This is a genomic window from Bradyrhizobium sp. NC92, assembly GCF_025200865.1.
Lineage (GTDB): Bacteria > Pseudomonadota > Alphaproteobacteria > Rhizobiales > Xanthobacteraceae > Bradyrhizobium.
The window spans coordinates 1,408,086-1,423,659 of record NZ_CP104171.1; the positions used below are offsets into that span (position 1 = coordinate 1,408,086).

Below are 15,574 nucleotides of genomic sequence, written 5' to 3' on the forward strand. Positions count from 1 at the left end.
AGTCAGGTGCCGTTCAGCTTTGGAATTGGATGATGCCGGCGCCCTCTCGGGCGCCGGTTTCGTTTCAGCATTCTGTGACTGAAAACCCCTTGGTATCAGTCACATTTTTGGCGTACTCCACTTCAATGTGTGGCGCGTCGAGGGTTCCGTCGCAGGCCATTTCGCTTTCGTCGTCAGGGCAAGATGTCATCCAGATTTAAGGTCTTTACCGGCACCGTGGCGACCGCCGCGCTGCTCTCCTTGTGCTCGCCCGCACTTGCGCAATCGGGCTACGGGCAGTCGGAAGATGCCGACCCGGAGATGCGGATCGAGCGGCTGGAGAACCGGCTGCGCCAGCTCACCGGCCAGAACGAAGAGCTGCAATATCGCAACCGCCAGCTCGAAGAGCGGCTGCGGGCGCTCGAGGGCGGCGCGCAAGCCGCGCCCGGGCAGGCACCCAACGTCGCGGCGATGCCGCCGGCGCAGATCGCCCCGAGCCAGATTGCGCCAGGTCAGGTCGCGCCCGGCTACCGCCAGCCGCCGTCGCAACAGCAGGCCGCTCAGCCTGCTTACGAGCAGCCGCAGATCGCCGCGCCCGCGCCGATCGTTCAGGAGCAGCCGGCGCCCGGCGCACCCGGCACGCGCCGCCGCGGCGATGCCTTCGACCCCAACCAGAACCCGAACGCGCCCGGTGCGCCGCGCGCACTCGGCGGCGGGCAGCAGCCGATGCCGGCGGTCACGCCCGGCGGCGGCCGCAATGCCGGCGAGCCGCTCGATCTCGCCAACACCAGCCCCCGCTACCAGCAAGGTGTGCCGCCGGCCGCGCAGCCCGGCTATCCGCCGGCGCAATCGGGTTATCCCGCACCGGCCGGGGGCGCTGCCTTGGCCACCCTGCCGCCCTCGGCGACGCCGCGCGACGAGTTCGACCTCGGCATCGGCTACATGCAGCGCAAGGACTACGCGCTGGCCGAGCAGACCATGAAGAACTTCACGCAGAAATATCCGAGTGACCCGCTGCTTGGTGACGCGCAATATTGGCTCGGCGAGAGCTATTTCCAGCGCCAGCAATATCGTGACTCCGCGGAAGCCTTCCTCGCCGTCACCACCAAATACGAGAAATCGGCCAAGGCGCCGGATGCGCTGCTGCGGCTCGGCCAGTCGCTCGCCGCGCTGAAGGAGAAGGAGGCCGCCTGCGCCGCCTTCGGCGAGATCGGCCGCAAATATCCGCGCGCCTCGGCGAGCGTCAAATCCACTGTCGATCGCGAGCAGAAGCGGGTGAAGTGCTGATCCGCTGACAAAACCGATGGCGTTGCGCTAAACACTCGGTCCATCCGCGGACGATTGCAGCGTCATGTCAGACGACGACAATTCACCGATCTCGGCGCGCGAGGCGAGGCGGCTCTTCGCGGGCCTGAAAGATGCGCCGGCGCTGGTGCTCGCGGTCTCCGGCGGGCCCGATTCGGTTGCGCTGATGTGGCTTGCGGCCCGCTGGCAGCGCAGCCTCGCGCGAGCCCCGCAAATCACGGTCGTGACGATTGATCACGGCCTGCGCCCGGAAGCCGCCCGCGAGGCGCGCGAGGTCAAGCGGCTCGCCGCCGCGCTCGGATTGCCGCACCGGACTCTGCGCTGGCACGGTGAAAAGCCGAAGACGGGGTTGCCTGCCGCTGCGCGCGAGGCCCGCTACCGTCTGCTTGCAAAGGCCGCGCGTGCCGCCGGCGCGAGCCATGTCCTGACGGCCCACACCCGTGACGATCAGGCCGAGACCCTGTTGATGCGCCTGTTCCGCGGCAGCGGACTTGCCGGGCTCTCGGCCATGGCTCCTTTCACCGCGCGCGACGGAATCGTGCTGGCGCGTCCGTTGCTCGATGTCCCCAAATCGCAGCTGATCGCGACCTTGCGGCGGGCGAAGATCGGCTTTGCCGAGGACCCCAGCAACCGGGACGCCGCCTTCACCCGGCCGCGGCTGCGCGCGCTGCTGCCGCTTCTCGCAGCCGAGGGCGGCGATGCCAGAAATCTGGCGCGGCTCGCGGCAAGGCTGGCGCGGGCCAACGCGGCGATCGAGGTGCTCGCCGACGGCGCCGAGCGCTTCCTCCGCGTGCGGGATCGCGGCGATGCGCCGCAGGTGGGCGTCCGTAGCTTCGAGGCCTCGGCTTTTGCCGCCTTGCCGGAGGAGGTGCGGCTGCGGCTGCTGCTGCGGGCCATCAACGCGCTCGGTCATGAAGGGCCGGCGGAACTCGGCAAGGTCGAAACCCTGATGTCCGTGCTTGATCGGGCGGCCGCCAGCCCCCGTGCAGCCGCAAATGGCCGGCCGGTCCTGAAGCAAACCCTTGCGGGAGCCTTGATCAGCCTTGCCGGCGGGCGTATCCAGATCGCGCCGGCGCCGGCCCGGCGGCGCAAGGGCAAATGAGCGCGAAAGAGAAGCGGATGATGACACCGGTCAATTCGCGTCCGTGCCCGTCAGGCCACCTTAACCAGGCAGGAAAAACCCCGGTTTGGGCGCCATTATTTCAGCGGGAATCGCGGTAAGATGGGATAAATAGTCCCATCTCGTTCCCTTGGCAGCGACCGGGGCGGCACCTAAATTGTATGCGTCCAACGATGAGGATTCCTTGGGATTTCCTCGCATTGACGGAAGTAACGACCCAAGGATCAGGGCCGCGATCCGCGCGACCACGAAGGAAGATCGATGAACGCCAATCTGCGCAATTTCGCCCTCTGGGTCATCATTGTTTTGCTGCTGTTGGCGTTGTTCACGCTCTTCCAGAATCCGGGTCAGCGGGCTTCCTCGCAGGACATCGCCTTCTCGCAGCTGCTGAGCGAGGTTGACCGCGGCAATGTGCGCGACGTCGTGATCCAGGGGCCGGACATCCACGGCACCTTCACCAACGGTTCCAGCTTCCAGACCTACGCGCCGAACGACCCGACGCTGGTGAAGCGCCTCTATGACAGCAAGGTGCAGATCACCGCGAAGCCGCCCGGCGACAACGTGCCGTGGTTCGTCTCGCTGCTGGTCTCCTGGCTGCCCTTCATCGCGCTGATCGGCGTCTGGATCTTCCTGTCGCGGCAGATGCAGGGCGGCGCCGGCAAGGCGATGGGCTTCGGCAAGTCGCGAGCGAAGATGCTGACGGAGGCCCATGGCCGCGTCACCTTCGAGGACGTCGCCGGCGTGGATGAGGCCAAGCAGGACCTGCAGGAGATCGTCGAGTTCCTGCGCGATCCCGGCAAGTTCCAGCGCCTCGGCGGCCGCATCCCGCGCGGCGTGCTGCTGGTCGGCCCTCCCGGCACCGGTAAGACCCTGATCGCGCGCGCGGTCGCGGGCGAAGCCAACGTGCCGTTCTTCACCATCTCGGGTTCTGATTTCGTCGAGATGTTCGTGGGCGTCGGCGCCAGCCGCGTCCGCGACATGTTCGAGCAGGCCAAGAAGAACGCGCCCTGCATCATCTTCATCGACGAAATCGACGCCGTCGGTCGTCACCGTGGCGCCGGCCTTGGCGGTGGCAATGACGAGCGCGAGCAGACGCTGAACCAGCTGCTGGTCGAGATGGACGGCTTCGAGGCGAACGAGGGCGTGATCCTGATCGCCGCGACCAACCGTCCCGACGTGCTCGATCCCGCGCTGCTGCGTCCGGGCCGCTTCGACCGTCAGGTCGTGGTGCCGAACCCCGACGTCGTCGGCCGCGAGCAGATCCTGAAGGTGCATGTTCGTAAAGTTCCGCTGGCCCCCGATATCAACCTCAAGACCATCGCGCGCGGCACTCCGGGCTTCTCCGGCGCCGACCTGATGAACCTCGTCAACGAGGCCGCACTCACCGCTGCCCGCCGCAACAAGCGCATGGTGACGCAGGCCGAGTTCGAGGAGGCCAAGGACAAGGTGATGATGGGCGCCGAGCGCAAGTCGCTCGTCATGACCGAGGAAGAGAAGCTGCTGACGGCCTATCACGAGGGCGGCCATGCCATCGTCGGCCTCAACGTGCCCGCGACCGATCCGATCCACAAGGCGACCATCATCCCGCGCGGCCGTGCACTCGGCATGGTCATGCAGCTGCCGGAGCGCGACAAGTTGTCGATGTCGCTGGAGCAGATGACCTCGCGCCTCGCCATCATGATGGGCGGCCGCGTCGCCGAAGAGCTGATCTTCGGCCGCGAGAAGGTGACCTCGGGCGCGGCCTCCGACATCGAGCAGGCCACGCGCCTTGCCCGCATGATGGTGACGCGCTGGGGCCTGTCGGAAGAGCTCGGCACCGTCTCCTACGGCGAGAACCAGGACGAGGTCTTCCTCGGCATGTCGGTGTCGCGCACGCAGAACGCCTCCGAAGCCACCGTCCAGAAGATCGATTCCGAGATCAAGCGCCTGGTCGAGGAAGGCTATAAGGAAGCGACCCGCATCCTCACCGAGAAGCGCGCCGATCTCGAGACGCTGGCCAAGGGCCTGCTCGAGTTCGAGACGCTGACCGGCGATGAGATCGTCGACCTGCTCAAGGGCAAGAAGCCGAACCGCGAGTCCGTGCTCGAGCCGACCACCCCGCGCGCCTCCGCCGTGCCCCCGGCCGGCAAGCCGCGCCCGCGTCCGGATCCGGATCCCGGCCTCGAGCCGCAGCCGCAGGCGTAATTCCAAGCGGCAACTGAGATTGAAAAACGCGGCGGCAACGCCGCGTTTTTTTGTTGGCTGGCCCCCGGGGCGCAAGCCAGCGCGCGCGGCCTGAAGCGGGCGGCAGAAGCGCACTTGCGCTCCGGGGCAAATGCGCGAAACCCTAAAGAAGAACTTAACGCTTGCGGCCTACCTTGGCCCGCCATGACTGATCAGGTCGTCCACAGCGCGGTTCAACCGTTTTCGGCACGTGCAGCGCTCCCTTGGGCGGTGGGGCTGTTGCTCTATGCCGTGCTGCTGGCCATCGGGCCGCGGCTGCTCGGGGATCCCGACAGCTATTCCCACATCGAGGTCGGACGCTGGATCATCGCGCATGGCACCCTGCCGACGAGCGACCCGTTTTCATTTTCGAAGCACGGCGCGCCCTGGATCACCTTCGAATGGTTGTCCGAGGTCATCTATGCCGCCGTCTACGCGCTGGCCGGCTGGCCGGGCGTCGTCGCCATCGCCGCCGCGGCGATAGCACTCGCCTTTGGCCTGCTCACGTTCTTCCTGCTGCGCGAGCTTTCGCCGGCCCTGACCATGCTGATGGTGATCGCGGCCATCGTTCTGCTGGCGCCACACATGCTGGCGCGGCCCCATGTCCTCGTGCTGCCGCTGATGGTGACCTGGGCGGCCGCGCTGGTTCGCTGCATGGACCGCAGCACGCCTCCGCCCTATTGGGCCCTGCCGCTTCTGGTGCTGTGGACCAACCTGCATGGCAGCGTGGTGCTGGCGCTCGGGCTGATCGGCCCGGCGGTGCTCGAGGCGCTGCTGCGCGAGCAGCGAAGCGAGTGGCCGCGCGTGCTGCTGCGATGGCTGCCGTTCTCGGCACTGGCCCTGGCGGCGTCCTGCCTGACGCCGCACGGCCCGGAACCGCTGCTGATGCCGCTGACCACGCTCGGCCTCGGCTCCGCGCTCGCCTGGATCGCGGAATGGCGGCCGCAGGATTTCAGCCATGTCGGCGGGTTCGAGCTGCTGCTGCTGGGGAGCATCTTCGCGCTCTCGCGCGGCGTGACGCTGCCGGTGGTGCGGACCCTGGTGGTGATCGGCTTGCTGCATTTCGCGCTGGCGCAGATGCGCAATGCGGATCTGCTGGCCATGCTGGCGCCGCTCTATCTGGCGGCCCCGCTGGGCCGCACCTTCGGCGGGCCGAGCGAGAGCGAGACCGACGGCTCCGCGCGCGGCTTGAATCTCGCTGCATTCGGCGTCTTGGCCGCGATCAGCGGCCTGGCTTTGACGCGCGACATCCGGCCCGCGCCGATCATCACCCCCGAGGCCGCCATCGCCCAAGCCGGCCTCGCCAAGGCGGAGCGTGTGCTCAACGATTATTCCTTCGGCGGCTATTTGATCTATGCCGGCATTCCCACCTTCATCGATGGCCGCGGCGAGCTCTACGGCGGGCCGTTCATCGACCGCTACAACCGTGCGCTGGCGCTGGTCGACCTCGGAGATCTTCTCAAGCTGCTCGATGAATACAAGATCGGCGCGACGCTGCTTGCGCCTGGCACACCGGCCGTCGCGTTGCTCGACCGGCTGCCCGAATGGCAGCGTGTCTACGGCGACGATGTGGCGGTCGTGCACAAGCGGCGGGCGACGCCGCAATAATTCAAGCGGTCCCGAACGCGGCGTATTGGCCTCCGAGCCAGACCCCGCTCAACGCTGCTTCAAGGCGCCGCGCCGGTTTGGTGTCCCAGGGCAGCAGCAGGAAATGCCGCGCGCCGATCTCGCGCAGGCCGCTCGCCGCCATCAGCTTCCGGGTCGTGCCGGCGCCGAGCAACACGGCGTCCCGGTCGAACTCGCAGCGCGCAACGGCGAGGCGCGTCAGCGGGTTGTACGGATTGTGCTCGATCACGCAGACGAGCCCGCCAGGGCGCGTCACCCGCCGCATCTCGGCCATGAACTGCGCCCATTCGGCCGGCACGATATGGTGCATCACGCAGATGGCCGTGACCAGGTCGAAGCTGGCGTCGGCGTACGGAAAGGTGCGGCCGTCATACTCCCGGTAGTCGACCGCGGCGTTGTGAGTGCGCGCCTGAATCAGGCTGGCGGACGAGACGTCGATGCCGCTGAGGCGGCCGACCATGCCGTGCAGCAGCGGATGAAGGCTGCCGACGCCGCAGCCGACGTCCAGCATGTCGGGCCTTTCCGCGCCGAGCCGCTGCGCGATCAGATCGCGCAGCAGGTCGGCCTTCGCGCGCATGAAGAAATCATGCGGCAGGCCCGAGAAGTCGATCGAGGATTGGACCACATCACGGTAATTGTCGTGATAGCCGTCGAACAGTTCGGCCATGCGCTGGGTCACTCGTTGACGGCGTGGATTGCGGGTGTCGCCGCGGCCTCGCCGCGATCGAAGCCGATGCGTGCCTGCACCACGTAGAGCGGGCGGCGTTTGACCTCGGCATGGATGCGGCCGACATAGAGTCCCACGATGCCCGTCATCAGCATGTTGATGCCGCACAGCAGCGACACGACGACGATCGTCGAGGACCAGCCGGTCACGAGATGGCTGTCCTTGCTGAGCCACAACAGAACCACCCAGCCGCCGTAGAGCAGCGCAAGTCCGGAGACCGTCAATCCGCACCAGATCGCCAGCCGCAACGGCAGATCGGAAAAGCCGAGCGCGGCGTTCACTGCGAGGCGGACCATCTTGAACAGCGGGTATTTGGTCTCGCCCGCGGCGCGCTCGAGGCGATGGAAGGCGACCTCGGCCTGGCGGAAGCCGAGCCAGGCGATCATGCCGCGCACGAAACGGTCCTGCTCCGGCATCTGCCTGAGCGCGTCCAGCACCTTGCGATCGATCAGGCGGAAGTCGCCGACATCGGCGGGAATGCCGACGGAGGACATCCTGCCGAGCAGCCGGTAGAACAGATGCGCGGTCGCTCGCTTGAAACGGCTTTCGCCCTCGCGCGACAGGCGGCGGGCGTGGACGATGTCGTTGCCTTCCTTCCACTTCGCGATCAATTGCTCGATCACTTCGGGCGGATCCTGCAAATCGGCGTCCATGACGATGATAGCGTCGCCCTGCGTGGCGTCCATGCCGGCGGTGATGGCGATCTGGTGGCCGAAATTGCGCGACAGGCCGATGTAGCGAAAGCGCTCGTCACGCGCGGCGAGCGCCCGCAGCACGATCGAGCTGGAATCGCTGCTGCCGTCGTCGACGAAGATCGCTTCGGCCGGCCCGTCCAGCTTGGACATGACCTGGTCGAGCCGGCGCAGCAGCACCGGCAACACCGCTTCCTCGTTGAACACGGGGATGACGAGGCTGTAGCGGATCGATCTGGAATTGGCCGCCATGCGAAGGAATCCGGCTGGGTTGCAGGGGCGGAAGTCTATGAGCAGGTGGTTAAGGCCGCCTTGCCGCAACCGTTAAGGGTCTATCGCCCGGAGCATTGGTGATGGCGGCGGACCGGAATGGTGAAGTGCGGTTAACCACGCTTTGCGGCCGCGGCTTCGCGCTAGGGCGTGCGGCGAATCCTGTAGAGGACGAATCGCTTCGAGGTCTCCAGCACCTCCAGCCGATCCGGCAGCGGATTTGCGGCCGGCGATCCCAGCACATAGAGGTAGTCGAAATCCCGGTGCCAGGTGCGGACGAATTGCGGAGCGTCCGCCGCCGGCTGGCCCATCGCGATCGCGGCAAGCAGGCCCGACGGCACCGGGCCGCCATAGGGAATGGCAATATTGCGCACTGCCTCGCGCGGCCGCACCGGCTGCTTGCCCGTTTCGGTGAACAGGTTGGGCACGAACGCGTCGGCATAGTGCACCGCCAGCGTCGGCGCATAATACATCGGATAGGAGGTGAGGTCGGCGAAGGGTGGATCTCCCTTGTCATCCGTGCTGCCGACGAGAACGCGCGAGCCGCGATCGATCTTCTGGAACGAGGCGATCATCGCCGCATAGTCGGCGCGGTAAGGCAGCCAGACCGCCAGAACGACGGCGACATTGAGCAATATGATGCCACTGATCGCAGCGAGCGCAGCCATTCTCCAGGCCCGGCTCGGCAAGGACAGCGAGCAGAACGCCGGCAGGATCAGCGCCGCGGCGGGAATCATGCGAAGGTCGACGAACGAGGTTCCGAACAGTTTTGAGGGAATGACGAGGTAAAGCAGCGCGAAGCCGATCGCGAGCCAGACCCCCGCCGGCTCGAGCCTGAGAACGCCGCGCCTTGCGGCGAACAGCAAACCGGTCATCAGCGCCAGGCCGGTTATCGCCGCGATCGTCAGATTGTAGCCGTTCATGATACGCAGCGGCCAGACCGGCTTGAATGCGGCGAACCAGCTGTTGCCTTCGCTTCCGATCGAGCCTGCGGTGAGATGCATGATTGCAAGCAGCGCAAGCGCCGGCAGGGCGAGCGCGCCGAGCCGCGCGGCCGCGATCGGATACGCGACTTGCCCTCGGCGGATGCGCGACAGTTCGAAGAGGCCAAGCGTCGCGCCGTAGATGCCGAGCGAAAAGAAATGCGCCACATAGAGCACGGCGACGAAGATCAGATTGGCGGCGAAGCGCAGCGGCCAGGGGCCCTCGGCCAGCATCAGATAGACGGCGATGCCCCAGAGCGCGAGGCCGAGCCCGAACTCGAAATTCACGAAGCCCCAGCTGAACGGCAGGCAGTAGAGGAAAGCCAGCGCGGCGAAGCCGGCGAGATGGATGCGCCCCTTCCTGACCCATTCGATCAGCAGCGCACCGGTGACGATCAGGAATTGGCTCAGCAGCAGAAACAGCCGCGTGGCGTTGTCGACGCTCATCAGCCGCGCCAGCTGCGGGACCAGCAGGTCCATTCCGAGGTTGGGATAGAAGGCCCACCTCACCTCGTAATACGGATTGGCCCCCGGGGTGCCGTTCTGGCTCAGAATGTACATGCGGGCGAGGTGATTGGGATAATCGACCATCGCCGGAATGGGCGTCAGCAGCACCGGAACAAACGAGACCGCCGCCAGCATCGTAAGCACGATGATCGCCACGGCTCGGTCCGGGTCGGGACGAGCCGGATCTGTCAGGGTCGGCTTGCTGAAAGGAGCCATGTGATGGAGCCGCTGAGGCCGATGACGCGCGCTGGAGCCGGTCCTCACTTCGCAGGCGCCACAATCGTGCTGTCTGCGGTGTCGCGCACGTGGATCACGGCGATGTCGTCCGCATAGATCCGCTTCCAGCCCTTGAGCTGGTCGAGGATCTGCGGGCCCGGCGCATCGGCGCCCAGCAGCGTCGCATCGATCTTGTATTCTTCCAGTAGACGCGGCAGCAGCTCGGGCTTCTTGCCTTCGGTTGCCTTGAAGAAGTCCAAGATGAACTTCTCGCCGTAGAGCTCGGCGCGTCCGTCGACGAAAACAGGGATGTCGCGCGAGATCAGATAGCCGCCGAACTGGTAGGCGTTGAAGACGCGCCGCACCTTGCGTTGCTCGAGCAGATCGACCGCCGCAACCGGCGTCTGCGTCATGGTGAAGGTGAAACGGTGGTGCCCCATGTAGAGCGAGGTCGAGGTCCAGCTTGCCGCCATGATCATCAGCACGCCGAGTGCTGTGAGGGTGCGGCCCGGCCAGCTTTCGGCACCGGCGGCCTCAGGCGCCGGCTGCGGGAACATCTCGCCGAGCGGCTTTGCCAGCACCAGCGGCACCAGGAATGCAAATGCCTCGATGCTCCTGACATGGCTCAGCGCGCTCCAGGTCAGGAACAGGATCAGGAAGATCCGGGGCGCCGACAGCACCAGGCCGCGATAATAGCCGAATGCGATCAGGGCGAGCAGGGCGCCTTCGAACGGGGTGAAGGTGGCGAAGTTCGCCGGCATCCATTCGAGGATCAGCGTCAGCAGCTCGCCGAGGCTGAGGATGTTGGTCGCGCCCTGCAGCGTTCGCCAGCCATAGGGCGTGCAGCAACTCGCGATCAGCGCCCCGATTCCGAACAGCACCCAGCGCATGAACAGGGCAAGCCGCTGGCCCTTCTCGGCATGCTCGACCGCTTCGAGCGAGATCGGGCCGATCAGCGCGAGCCCCAGCACGAAACCGCCATGCAGGTTCGCCCAGAGCGCCATCAGCGGCAGCCAGGTCCAGGACGGCGCGCTCCTGCGGCTTGCAGCCGCCATCAGCAAGCCGACCCACGCCACCATCACCGGCAGCGCCAGAATATGCGGGCGCGCCAGCACGTGATGGATCGACAGCAGCAGCGCCAGCATCGCGAACAGCACCGCGCGCGGGGCTTCGAGATGCGCCTCGAGCAGATGGACGAAGATTGCGACGGTGAGCGCGACGGCGGCCGCGGTGAGGATGACGGGACCCGCCCAGCCCCATTGCGCATGGGAGAAGGCGAACGCGACCTGCGACAGCCAGGACGTCGAGATCCACGGCGCGCCCGTCCGCGTGAAGGAATAGAAGTCGATCATGGGCATGGCGCGGTGATCGAGGATCCATTGCCCGATCTTGATCTGCCAGAACGAGTCGGAATCCTGAAGCAGTGTGTCGCCGAGGAACAGGAAGAACAGATAGGCGCCGGCGCCGACGCACAATGGCACCAGGGCGCGTGCGCGGCCCTGCACCGCGATGCTGTTGGCGAAGGAAAGGGACATGCCGCCTCGTCGTCCTGGTTGTTCTTGCCGGTCCGGCCATGATCCGGATCCGGCGGGCTGCGTGCGCACCATCTCGCCGCGCTTCAGTCCGAGCGGGCGGCATTGGACCACGCCGGTCATAACTTCGGGTAAACCGGCCGCGCCAGACCGGCGTCATATATTTACAATTTAACGGATTGTTTCGAACTTGGATTTACCATGGGCCAATACACGCAATCCGCTCAGTGTTTACGCAGTCGAATTAACTGCGGCGCAATTCTTTGCCTCTACGTTTCGTTCCCATGGTCGGGCGGCGCTGGGAAGCCGAAGAGACCAGATCAGTTGTAGCCTCGTGTACTCATTTGGAGCACTCTATGAAGAACCTCGTTGCGCGTTTCATGAAGGATGAATCGGGCGCCACCGCCATTGAATACGGCCTGATCGCTGCCGGCATCGCGCTGGCGATCATCACCGTCGTCAACAACCTCGGCACCACGCTGAACGCCAAGTTCACCTCGATCTCGACCAGCCTCAAGTAAGGCTCGACAAGCGAAATAGCGAAGAGCCCCGTCATCGACGGGGCTCTTTTGCTTTGCCGGTATCGGCGCGAGGCGCGACGATCGGGCTTAAGCCTCCTTCAAGCCACTCGGGTGTATGGCTTGAACGCATCTGCGTCAGCGTATCGCGTAAGGAAGCCGCATGGCCGAAGCTTCGTCCGTCCCGCCAGCCGTCGGCCGTCACGATGCGGTCCCTGCGATCCTCGTCAACATCTCCTTCGTGCTGGCGATCGTCACGCTGGCGTATTTTCCGACGGCCTATCTCACCCATCTGTGGATCTTCGACGCCGACGGACGCGGCATCCCCACTGATTTCGTCAATGTCTGGGCGGCCGGAAGGCTGGCGCTCGAGGGGCATCCCGCGCAGGCCTGGGATTGGGACATTCAGAAGCAGGTCGAGCTTGCACTGCTCAAGCAGGATTTCGTCGGCCATTTCGCCTGGCACTATCCGCCGCCCTTCCTGTTCGTTGCGTCGTTCCTTGCGCAATTTCCCTATGCAATCGCCTTCATCGGCTGGGCCGCGTTCAGCATGGTGCCGTATCTTGCCGTGATGCGCGCGATCATCGGGCGCAATGCGGGCCTCGTGATTGCCATTGGATTTCCGGCCGCCTTCCTCAACATCCTGGTCGGGCAGAACGGCTTCCTCACGGCATCGCTGATCGGCGGCACGCTCTACCTGTTGCCGGCACGGCCGGTGCTGGCCGGAATCTGTCTCGGCCTGCTCAGCTACAAGCCGCAATACGGACTCCTGTTTCCGCTTGCACTGCTCGCCGCCGCCGAATGGACCGTGCTGTTCACGGCCGCAATCGTCACCGCTGCGATCGCTGTAGTGTCCTGGTTCGCCTTCGGCACCGACAGCTGGCAGGCGTTCTTCCACTGGATCCCGATGTTCTCCCAGGCCTTCCTGACCGAGGGCAGGGCGCCCTGGTTCAAGATGCAGAGCATCTTCGCGCTGGTGCGCTATCTCGGCGGCACCGAGCAACTCGGATGGATCTTCCAATGGGTGTTGACCGCAGCCGTTGCCGTCGTGCTGGCATTGGTGTGGCGGAGCCGGTTGCCCCACGCCCTCAAGGCGGCGATGCTCGCGACGGCGACGCTGCTGACGACGCCCTATCTCTTCATGTACGATCTGGTCGTGCTGGGCATCGCGGTGGCGTTCCTCATCCGCGCCGGGCTCGATGAAGGTTTCGCACGCCACGAGGTGTTGGCGCTGGCGCTCGTCTTTGCGCTGCTTGCGAGCTTCCTGTTTCTCGGGCAACCGGTCGGCTTCCCGGCAATCCTGATCGTGTTCGGGCTGATCCTCGGACGCTGTGCAGCCTGGCGGACCGCCGAGGCCGCATCGGCGCAGCCCGCGATCGCGCGAACGAGCTGAGAAACTCGATTGCGCTTTGATCGGGCTCCGGGTGAGACGCGAGGGGCGTGTGAGCCCTCGGGCCCATCTCGCGCAACCCGAGCATCGGCCGCAAAACTCAGCAGCCGCGCAGGGCAAGTGGCGTCATCTAGTCCTGGAGGGGAGCGAGGGTAAACTGGAAGACGGCGCCCCGCGGTTTATTCACGGTGACCCACAACCGTCCGCCATGAGCCGCAATGATCGACCGACAGATGGCAAGCCCCATGCCTAGGCCGTCGGACTTGGTCGTGTAAAACGCGTCGAAAACACGTTCCGCACTCGTCGGCTCGATCCCCGGGCCCGAATCCCGTACAGCGACGAGCACGCTGCCTGCAACGTCTCTTTCGGTACTGATCTGCAACTCCCGCTTGCCGTCCTCGAGGCTGTTCATGGCTTCCACGGCATTGAGGATCAGATTAAGGAGCACTTGCTGCAGCTGAATGCGCTCACCTTCGATTTGCGGCAGATCCTCAGCGAGTTGCATCTGTACCGAGATTCCATGCCTCACCGCCTCGCTCCGGACCATGGCGATGACGTCCAGAACGGCTGCGTTGACGTCGAGCCGACTTTTGGGCACCGGCGCTTTCCTGACCATATCGCGGATCCGGTGGACGATGTCGCCAGCTCGTTGGCAATCTGTGACAATGTGGTGGAGGGACTCGCGGCCCTTGCCCAGGTTTGGCGGGTCCGCGGCGAGCCAGTTCAAGGCGGCGTCGGCGTTACTAAGCACGGCCGAGATCGGCTGATTGATCTCATGGGCAATCGAGGCCGTCAGTTGGCCCATTGTGGCTACGCGACTGACATGAGCGAGCTCGACTTGTGTCCTTTGGCGTTCGACAATGCCTTTCTTGAAAACATTGACCGCGGCCGCCATTGCGCCGATTTCGTCACGCCGGTCAATTCCGGGCACGTCGATGCTCGTGTCTCCCTTGGCAAGTGCCGCCATAGCCCCGGTCATGCGTGTGATCGGCCGCGCGATCGCGCGTGTGAGTAGTATGCCCATCAACACTGCGATCATGAGTGAGGCTGCGGCGCCCATCACGGTTGCCGTGTATGCAGTAGTATATGCCGAGTTCTGTACGGCGTCACGCCTTGCCAACAGATCGCGCTCAACCTTCTCGATTTCGCGCGCCTTGGCGCGGATTGCGTCCATGGCAGCTTTGCCGGTCGCCCCCTCCAACGTGCGCGCCTGCTCCCGCGTCGTGGGATCCGCCATCAGCGTGATCTCCCGCTCGGCGGTCTCGACGCGCCACGTCATCGCCAGCTTGTTCAATTCATCGAGACGACTTTGCTGGTCTGGGTTATCCGAAGTCTGTTCTCTCAATTTTCGGATTGCCGCGCTGAAGTCGGCGCTGCCTCTGCGGTACGGGTCCAGGAATTTCTCGTCGCCGCTGATCAAATAGCCGCGTAGGCTAGTTTGTTGATCCAGCGTTGCGGCTACTGCCGCCTCTAGCGTGTCCAACACGTCAGTGGTGTGGACCCGCCGGTTTTTGGCCTCTTCGATCACGCTAAGTCTGTCGTAGACGATTGCGCCGCTCACGAATATGACCGCTACCACGGCTGCAAATGCCGCCATCAATTTGTGCAAAATCAGTAGACTCGAAAACTGGGGCACCTGACCCTCAAAACCGAAGTCCGCGACCGACCAGACAGCTAGCTCGAGATTGCTCCCAAGCGATGGCATTCGCAAGAATTGGTATGGGACCGTGACGGGGCAAAGCGGCGCAGCCTCCGGAGTGGAGCGCAGTCAGTGTCTCGTCGGGCAAGGGGGAAATGTTGCCGTGTCGTCGGACACAACAGGGCCGTCATATCGACGCGACCTTCATGATATCCAATGTTCCGCGAAAGATCATCTCAAGTGCCACGTAGAGAATGACGGCCAGACCGACGTAAGCAATCCAGCGATGAGTCTCCAGAAGGCGGGCAATGAAGGAAGCGGCCATTCCCATCATCGCGATGGAAAGGCCCAAGCCGAAGATCAGGACCAATGGATGCTCCCGCGCAGCCCCAGCGACGGCCAGAACATTGTCGAGAGACATCGAAGCGTCGGCAACGATAATTTGCCAACTCGCTTGGATGAGTGTTTTACGAGGTTTGCTTTCCGGGATTGCTTCAATTGCCCCTTTCCTATCGGTGGGGCCCGTGGGGGACGTGCGCAACTCTCGCCACATTTTCCAGCATACCCACAATAGCAGGATCCCGCCGGCGAGTGGGAGGCCGACGATCTGCAGGATCTGCGTCGCTATCCCGGCTAACAGAAGGCGCAGTATCGTCGCGGCGACTATACCGATCAAAATCGCCTTGCTTCGTTGGGCCTGAGGAAGTCCCGCCGCGGCAAGGCCGATGACGATGGCATTATCGCCGGCGAGCACAAGGTCGATTAGAACGACCTGCAAGAGTACGCTAAGAACATCCGTATTGAGAGAATCTAACACGGATCATGGTCCCCGATGCCAGGGAAAACAACTCCGAGCGATGGTCGCATA

The 15,574-nt window shown here is 64.7% G+C and carries 12 protein-coding genes; 6 read left to right on the forward strand and 6 right to left on the reverse strand.

What is annotated here, in order from left to right; all coding sequences use genetic code 11:
• Positions 1-183: 183 nt before the first annotated feature.
• The 4 genes from ybgF to N2602_RS06635 all read left to right on the forward strand — a co-directional run bounded on the left by ybgF (position 184) and on the right by N2602_RS06635 (position 6,214).
• The gene (gene ybgF / locus N2602_RS06620) at positions 184-1,266 is read left to right on the forward strand and encodes a tol-pal system protein YbgF (RefSeq protein ID WP_260382120.1); all 1,083 of its coding nucleotides are present in this window, start codon (positions 184-186) and stop codon (positions 1,264-1,266) included.
• Between the two features lie 64 nt (positions 1,267-1,330).
• Positions 1,331-2,386, forward strand: a complete 1,056-nt coding sequence (tilS, locus tag N2602_RS06625) for a tRNA lysidine(34) synthetase TilS (protein WP_260382121.1) — start codon at positions 1,331-1,333, stop codon at positions 2,384-2,386.
• A 279-nt stretch (positions 2,387-2,665) separates the two neighbouring features.
• Positions 2,666-4,588, forward strand: coding sequence for an ATP-dependent zinc metalloprotease FtsH (gene ftsH / locus N2602_RS06630; protein ID WP_035998585.1), 1,923 nt, complete (start codon positions 2,666-2,668; stop codon positions 4,586-4,588).
• A gap of 183 nt (positions 4,589-4,771) precedes the next feature.
• Complete coding sequence (locus N2602_RS06635) at positions 4,772-6,214, forward strand: hypothetical protein (RefSeq protein WP_260382122.1); 1,443 nt, start codon at positions 4,772-4,774, stop codon at positions 6,212-6,214.
• A 1-nt stretch (position 6,215) separates the two neighbouring features.
• Here N2602_RS06635 and N2602_RS06640 read toward each other — a convergent pair whose 3' ends face one another.
• The 4 genes from N2602_RS06640 to N2602_RS06655 all read right to left on the reverse strand — a co-directional run bounded on the left by N2602_RS06640 (position 6,216) and on the right by N2602_RS06655 (position 11,162).
• A complete protein-coding gene (locus tag N2602_RS06640; RefSeq protein WP_260382123.1) occupies positions 6,216-6,899 on the reverse strand; it encodes a class I SAM-dependent methyltransferase in 684 nt (227 codons plus the stop codon).
• An 8-nt stretch (positions 6,900-6,907) separates the two neighbouring features.
• Positions 6,908-7,903 (reverse strand): glycosyltransferase family 2 protein, encoded by a 996-nt coding sequence (locus N2602_RS06645; RefSeq protein ID WP_260382124.1) that lies wholly within the window; start codon positions 7,901-7,903, stop codon positions 6,908-6,910.
• Between the two features lie 161 nt (positions 7,904-8,064).
• Complete coding sequence (locus N2602_RS06650) at positions 8,065-9,627, reverse strand: hypothetical protein (protein ID WP_260382125.1); 1,563 nt, start codon at positions 9,625-9,627, stop codon at positions 8,065-8,067.
• A 44-nt stretch (positions 9,628-9,671) separates the two neighbouring features.
• The gene (locus N2602_RS06655; protein WP_260382126.1) at positions 9,672-11,162 is read right to left on the reverse strand and encodes a hypothetical protein; all 1,491 of its coding nucleotides are present in this window, start codon (positions 11,160-11,162) and stop codon (positions 9,672-9,674) included.
• A gap of 353 nt (positions 11,163-11,515) precedes the next feature.
• Here N2602_RS06655 and N2602_RS06660 point away from each other — a divergent pair, with 353 nt between their 5' ends.
• Positions 11,516-11,680 carry a Flp family type IVb pilin gene (locus N2602_RS06660; RefSeq protein WP_172784770.1) on the forward strand — a complete coding sequence of 55 codons (165 nt, stop codon included), beginning with the start codon at positions 11,516-11,518 and terminating at the stop codon, positions 11,678-11,680.
• Positions 11,681-11,840: 160 nt separating this feature from the next.
• Positions 11,841-13,070, forward strand: coding sequence for a glycosyltransferase family 87 protein (locus tag N2602_RS06665; RefSeq protein ID WP_260382127.1), 1,230 nt, complete (start codon positions 11,841-11,843; stop codon positions 13,068-13,070).
• A gap of 127 nt (positions 13,071-13,197) precedes the next feature.
• Here the strand turns inward: N2602_RS06665 and N2602_RS06670 are convergent, their stop codons facing one another.
• Positions 13,198-14,664, reverse strand: coding sequence for a CHASE3 domain-containing protein (locus N2602_RS06670; protein WP_260382128.1), 1,467 nt, complete (start codon positions 14,662-14,664; stop codon positions 13,198-13,200).
• A 229-nt stretch (positions 14,665-14,893) separates the two neighbouring features.
• Complete coding sequence (locus N2602_RS06675; RefSeq protein WP_260382129.1) at positions 14,894-15,523, reverse strand: TerC family protein; 630 nt, start codon at positions 15,521-15,523, stop codon at positions 14,894-14,896.
• Positions 15,524-15,574 lie beyond the last annotated feature (51 nt).

Excerpts from the sequence above, each read along its gene's own strand:
- ybgF (WP_260382120.1), top strand. The coding sequence starts at position 184 with ATGTCATCCAGATTTAAGGTCTTTACCGGCACCGTGGCGACCGCCGCG.
- tilS (WP_260382121.1), top strand. The coding sequence starts at position 1,331 with ATGTCAGACGACGACAATTCACCGATCTCGGCGCGCGAGGCGAGGCGG.
- ftsH (WP_035998585.1), top strand. The coding sequence starts at position 2,666 with ATGAACGCCAATCTGCGCAATTTCGCCCTCTGGGTCATCATTGTTTTG.
- N2602_RS06635 (WP_260382122.1), top strand. The coding sequence starts at position 4,772 with ATGACTGATCAGGTCGTCCACAGCGCGGTTCAACCGTTTTCGGCACGT.
- N2602_RS06640 (WP_260382123.1), bottom strand. The coding sequence starts at position 6,899 with ATGGCCGAACTGTTCGACGGCTATCACGACAATTACCGTGATGTGGTC.
- N2602_RS06645 (WP_260382124.1), bottom strand. The coding sequence starts at position 7,903 with ATGGCGGCCAATTCCAGATCGATCCGCTACAGCCTCGTCATCCCCGTG.
- N2602_RS06650 (WP_260382125.1), bottom strand. The coding sequence starts at position 9,627 with ATGGCTCCTTTCAGCAAGCCGACCCTGACAGATCCGGCTCGTCCCGAC.
- N2602_RS06655 (WP_260382126.1), bottom strand. The coding sequence starts at position 11,162 with ATGTCCCTTTCCTTCGCCAACAGCATCGCGGTGCAGGGCCGCGCACGC.
- N2602_RS06660 (WP_172784770.1), top strand. The coding sequence starts at position 11,516 with ATGAAGAACCTCGTTGCGCGTTTCATGAAGGATGAATCGGGCGCCACC.
- N2602_RS06665 (WP_260382127.1), top strand. The coding sequence starts at position 11,841 with ATGGCCGAAGCTTCGTCCGTCCCGCCAGCCGTCGGCCGTCACGATGCG.
- N2602_RS06670 (WP_260382128.1), bottom strand. The coding sequence starts at position 14,664 with ATGGCGGCATTTGCAGCCGTGGTAGCGGTCATATTCGTGAGCGGCGCA.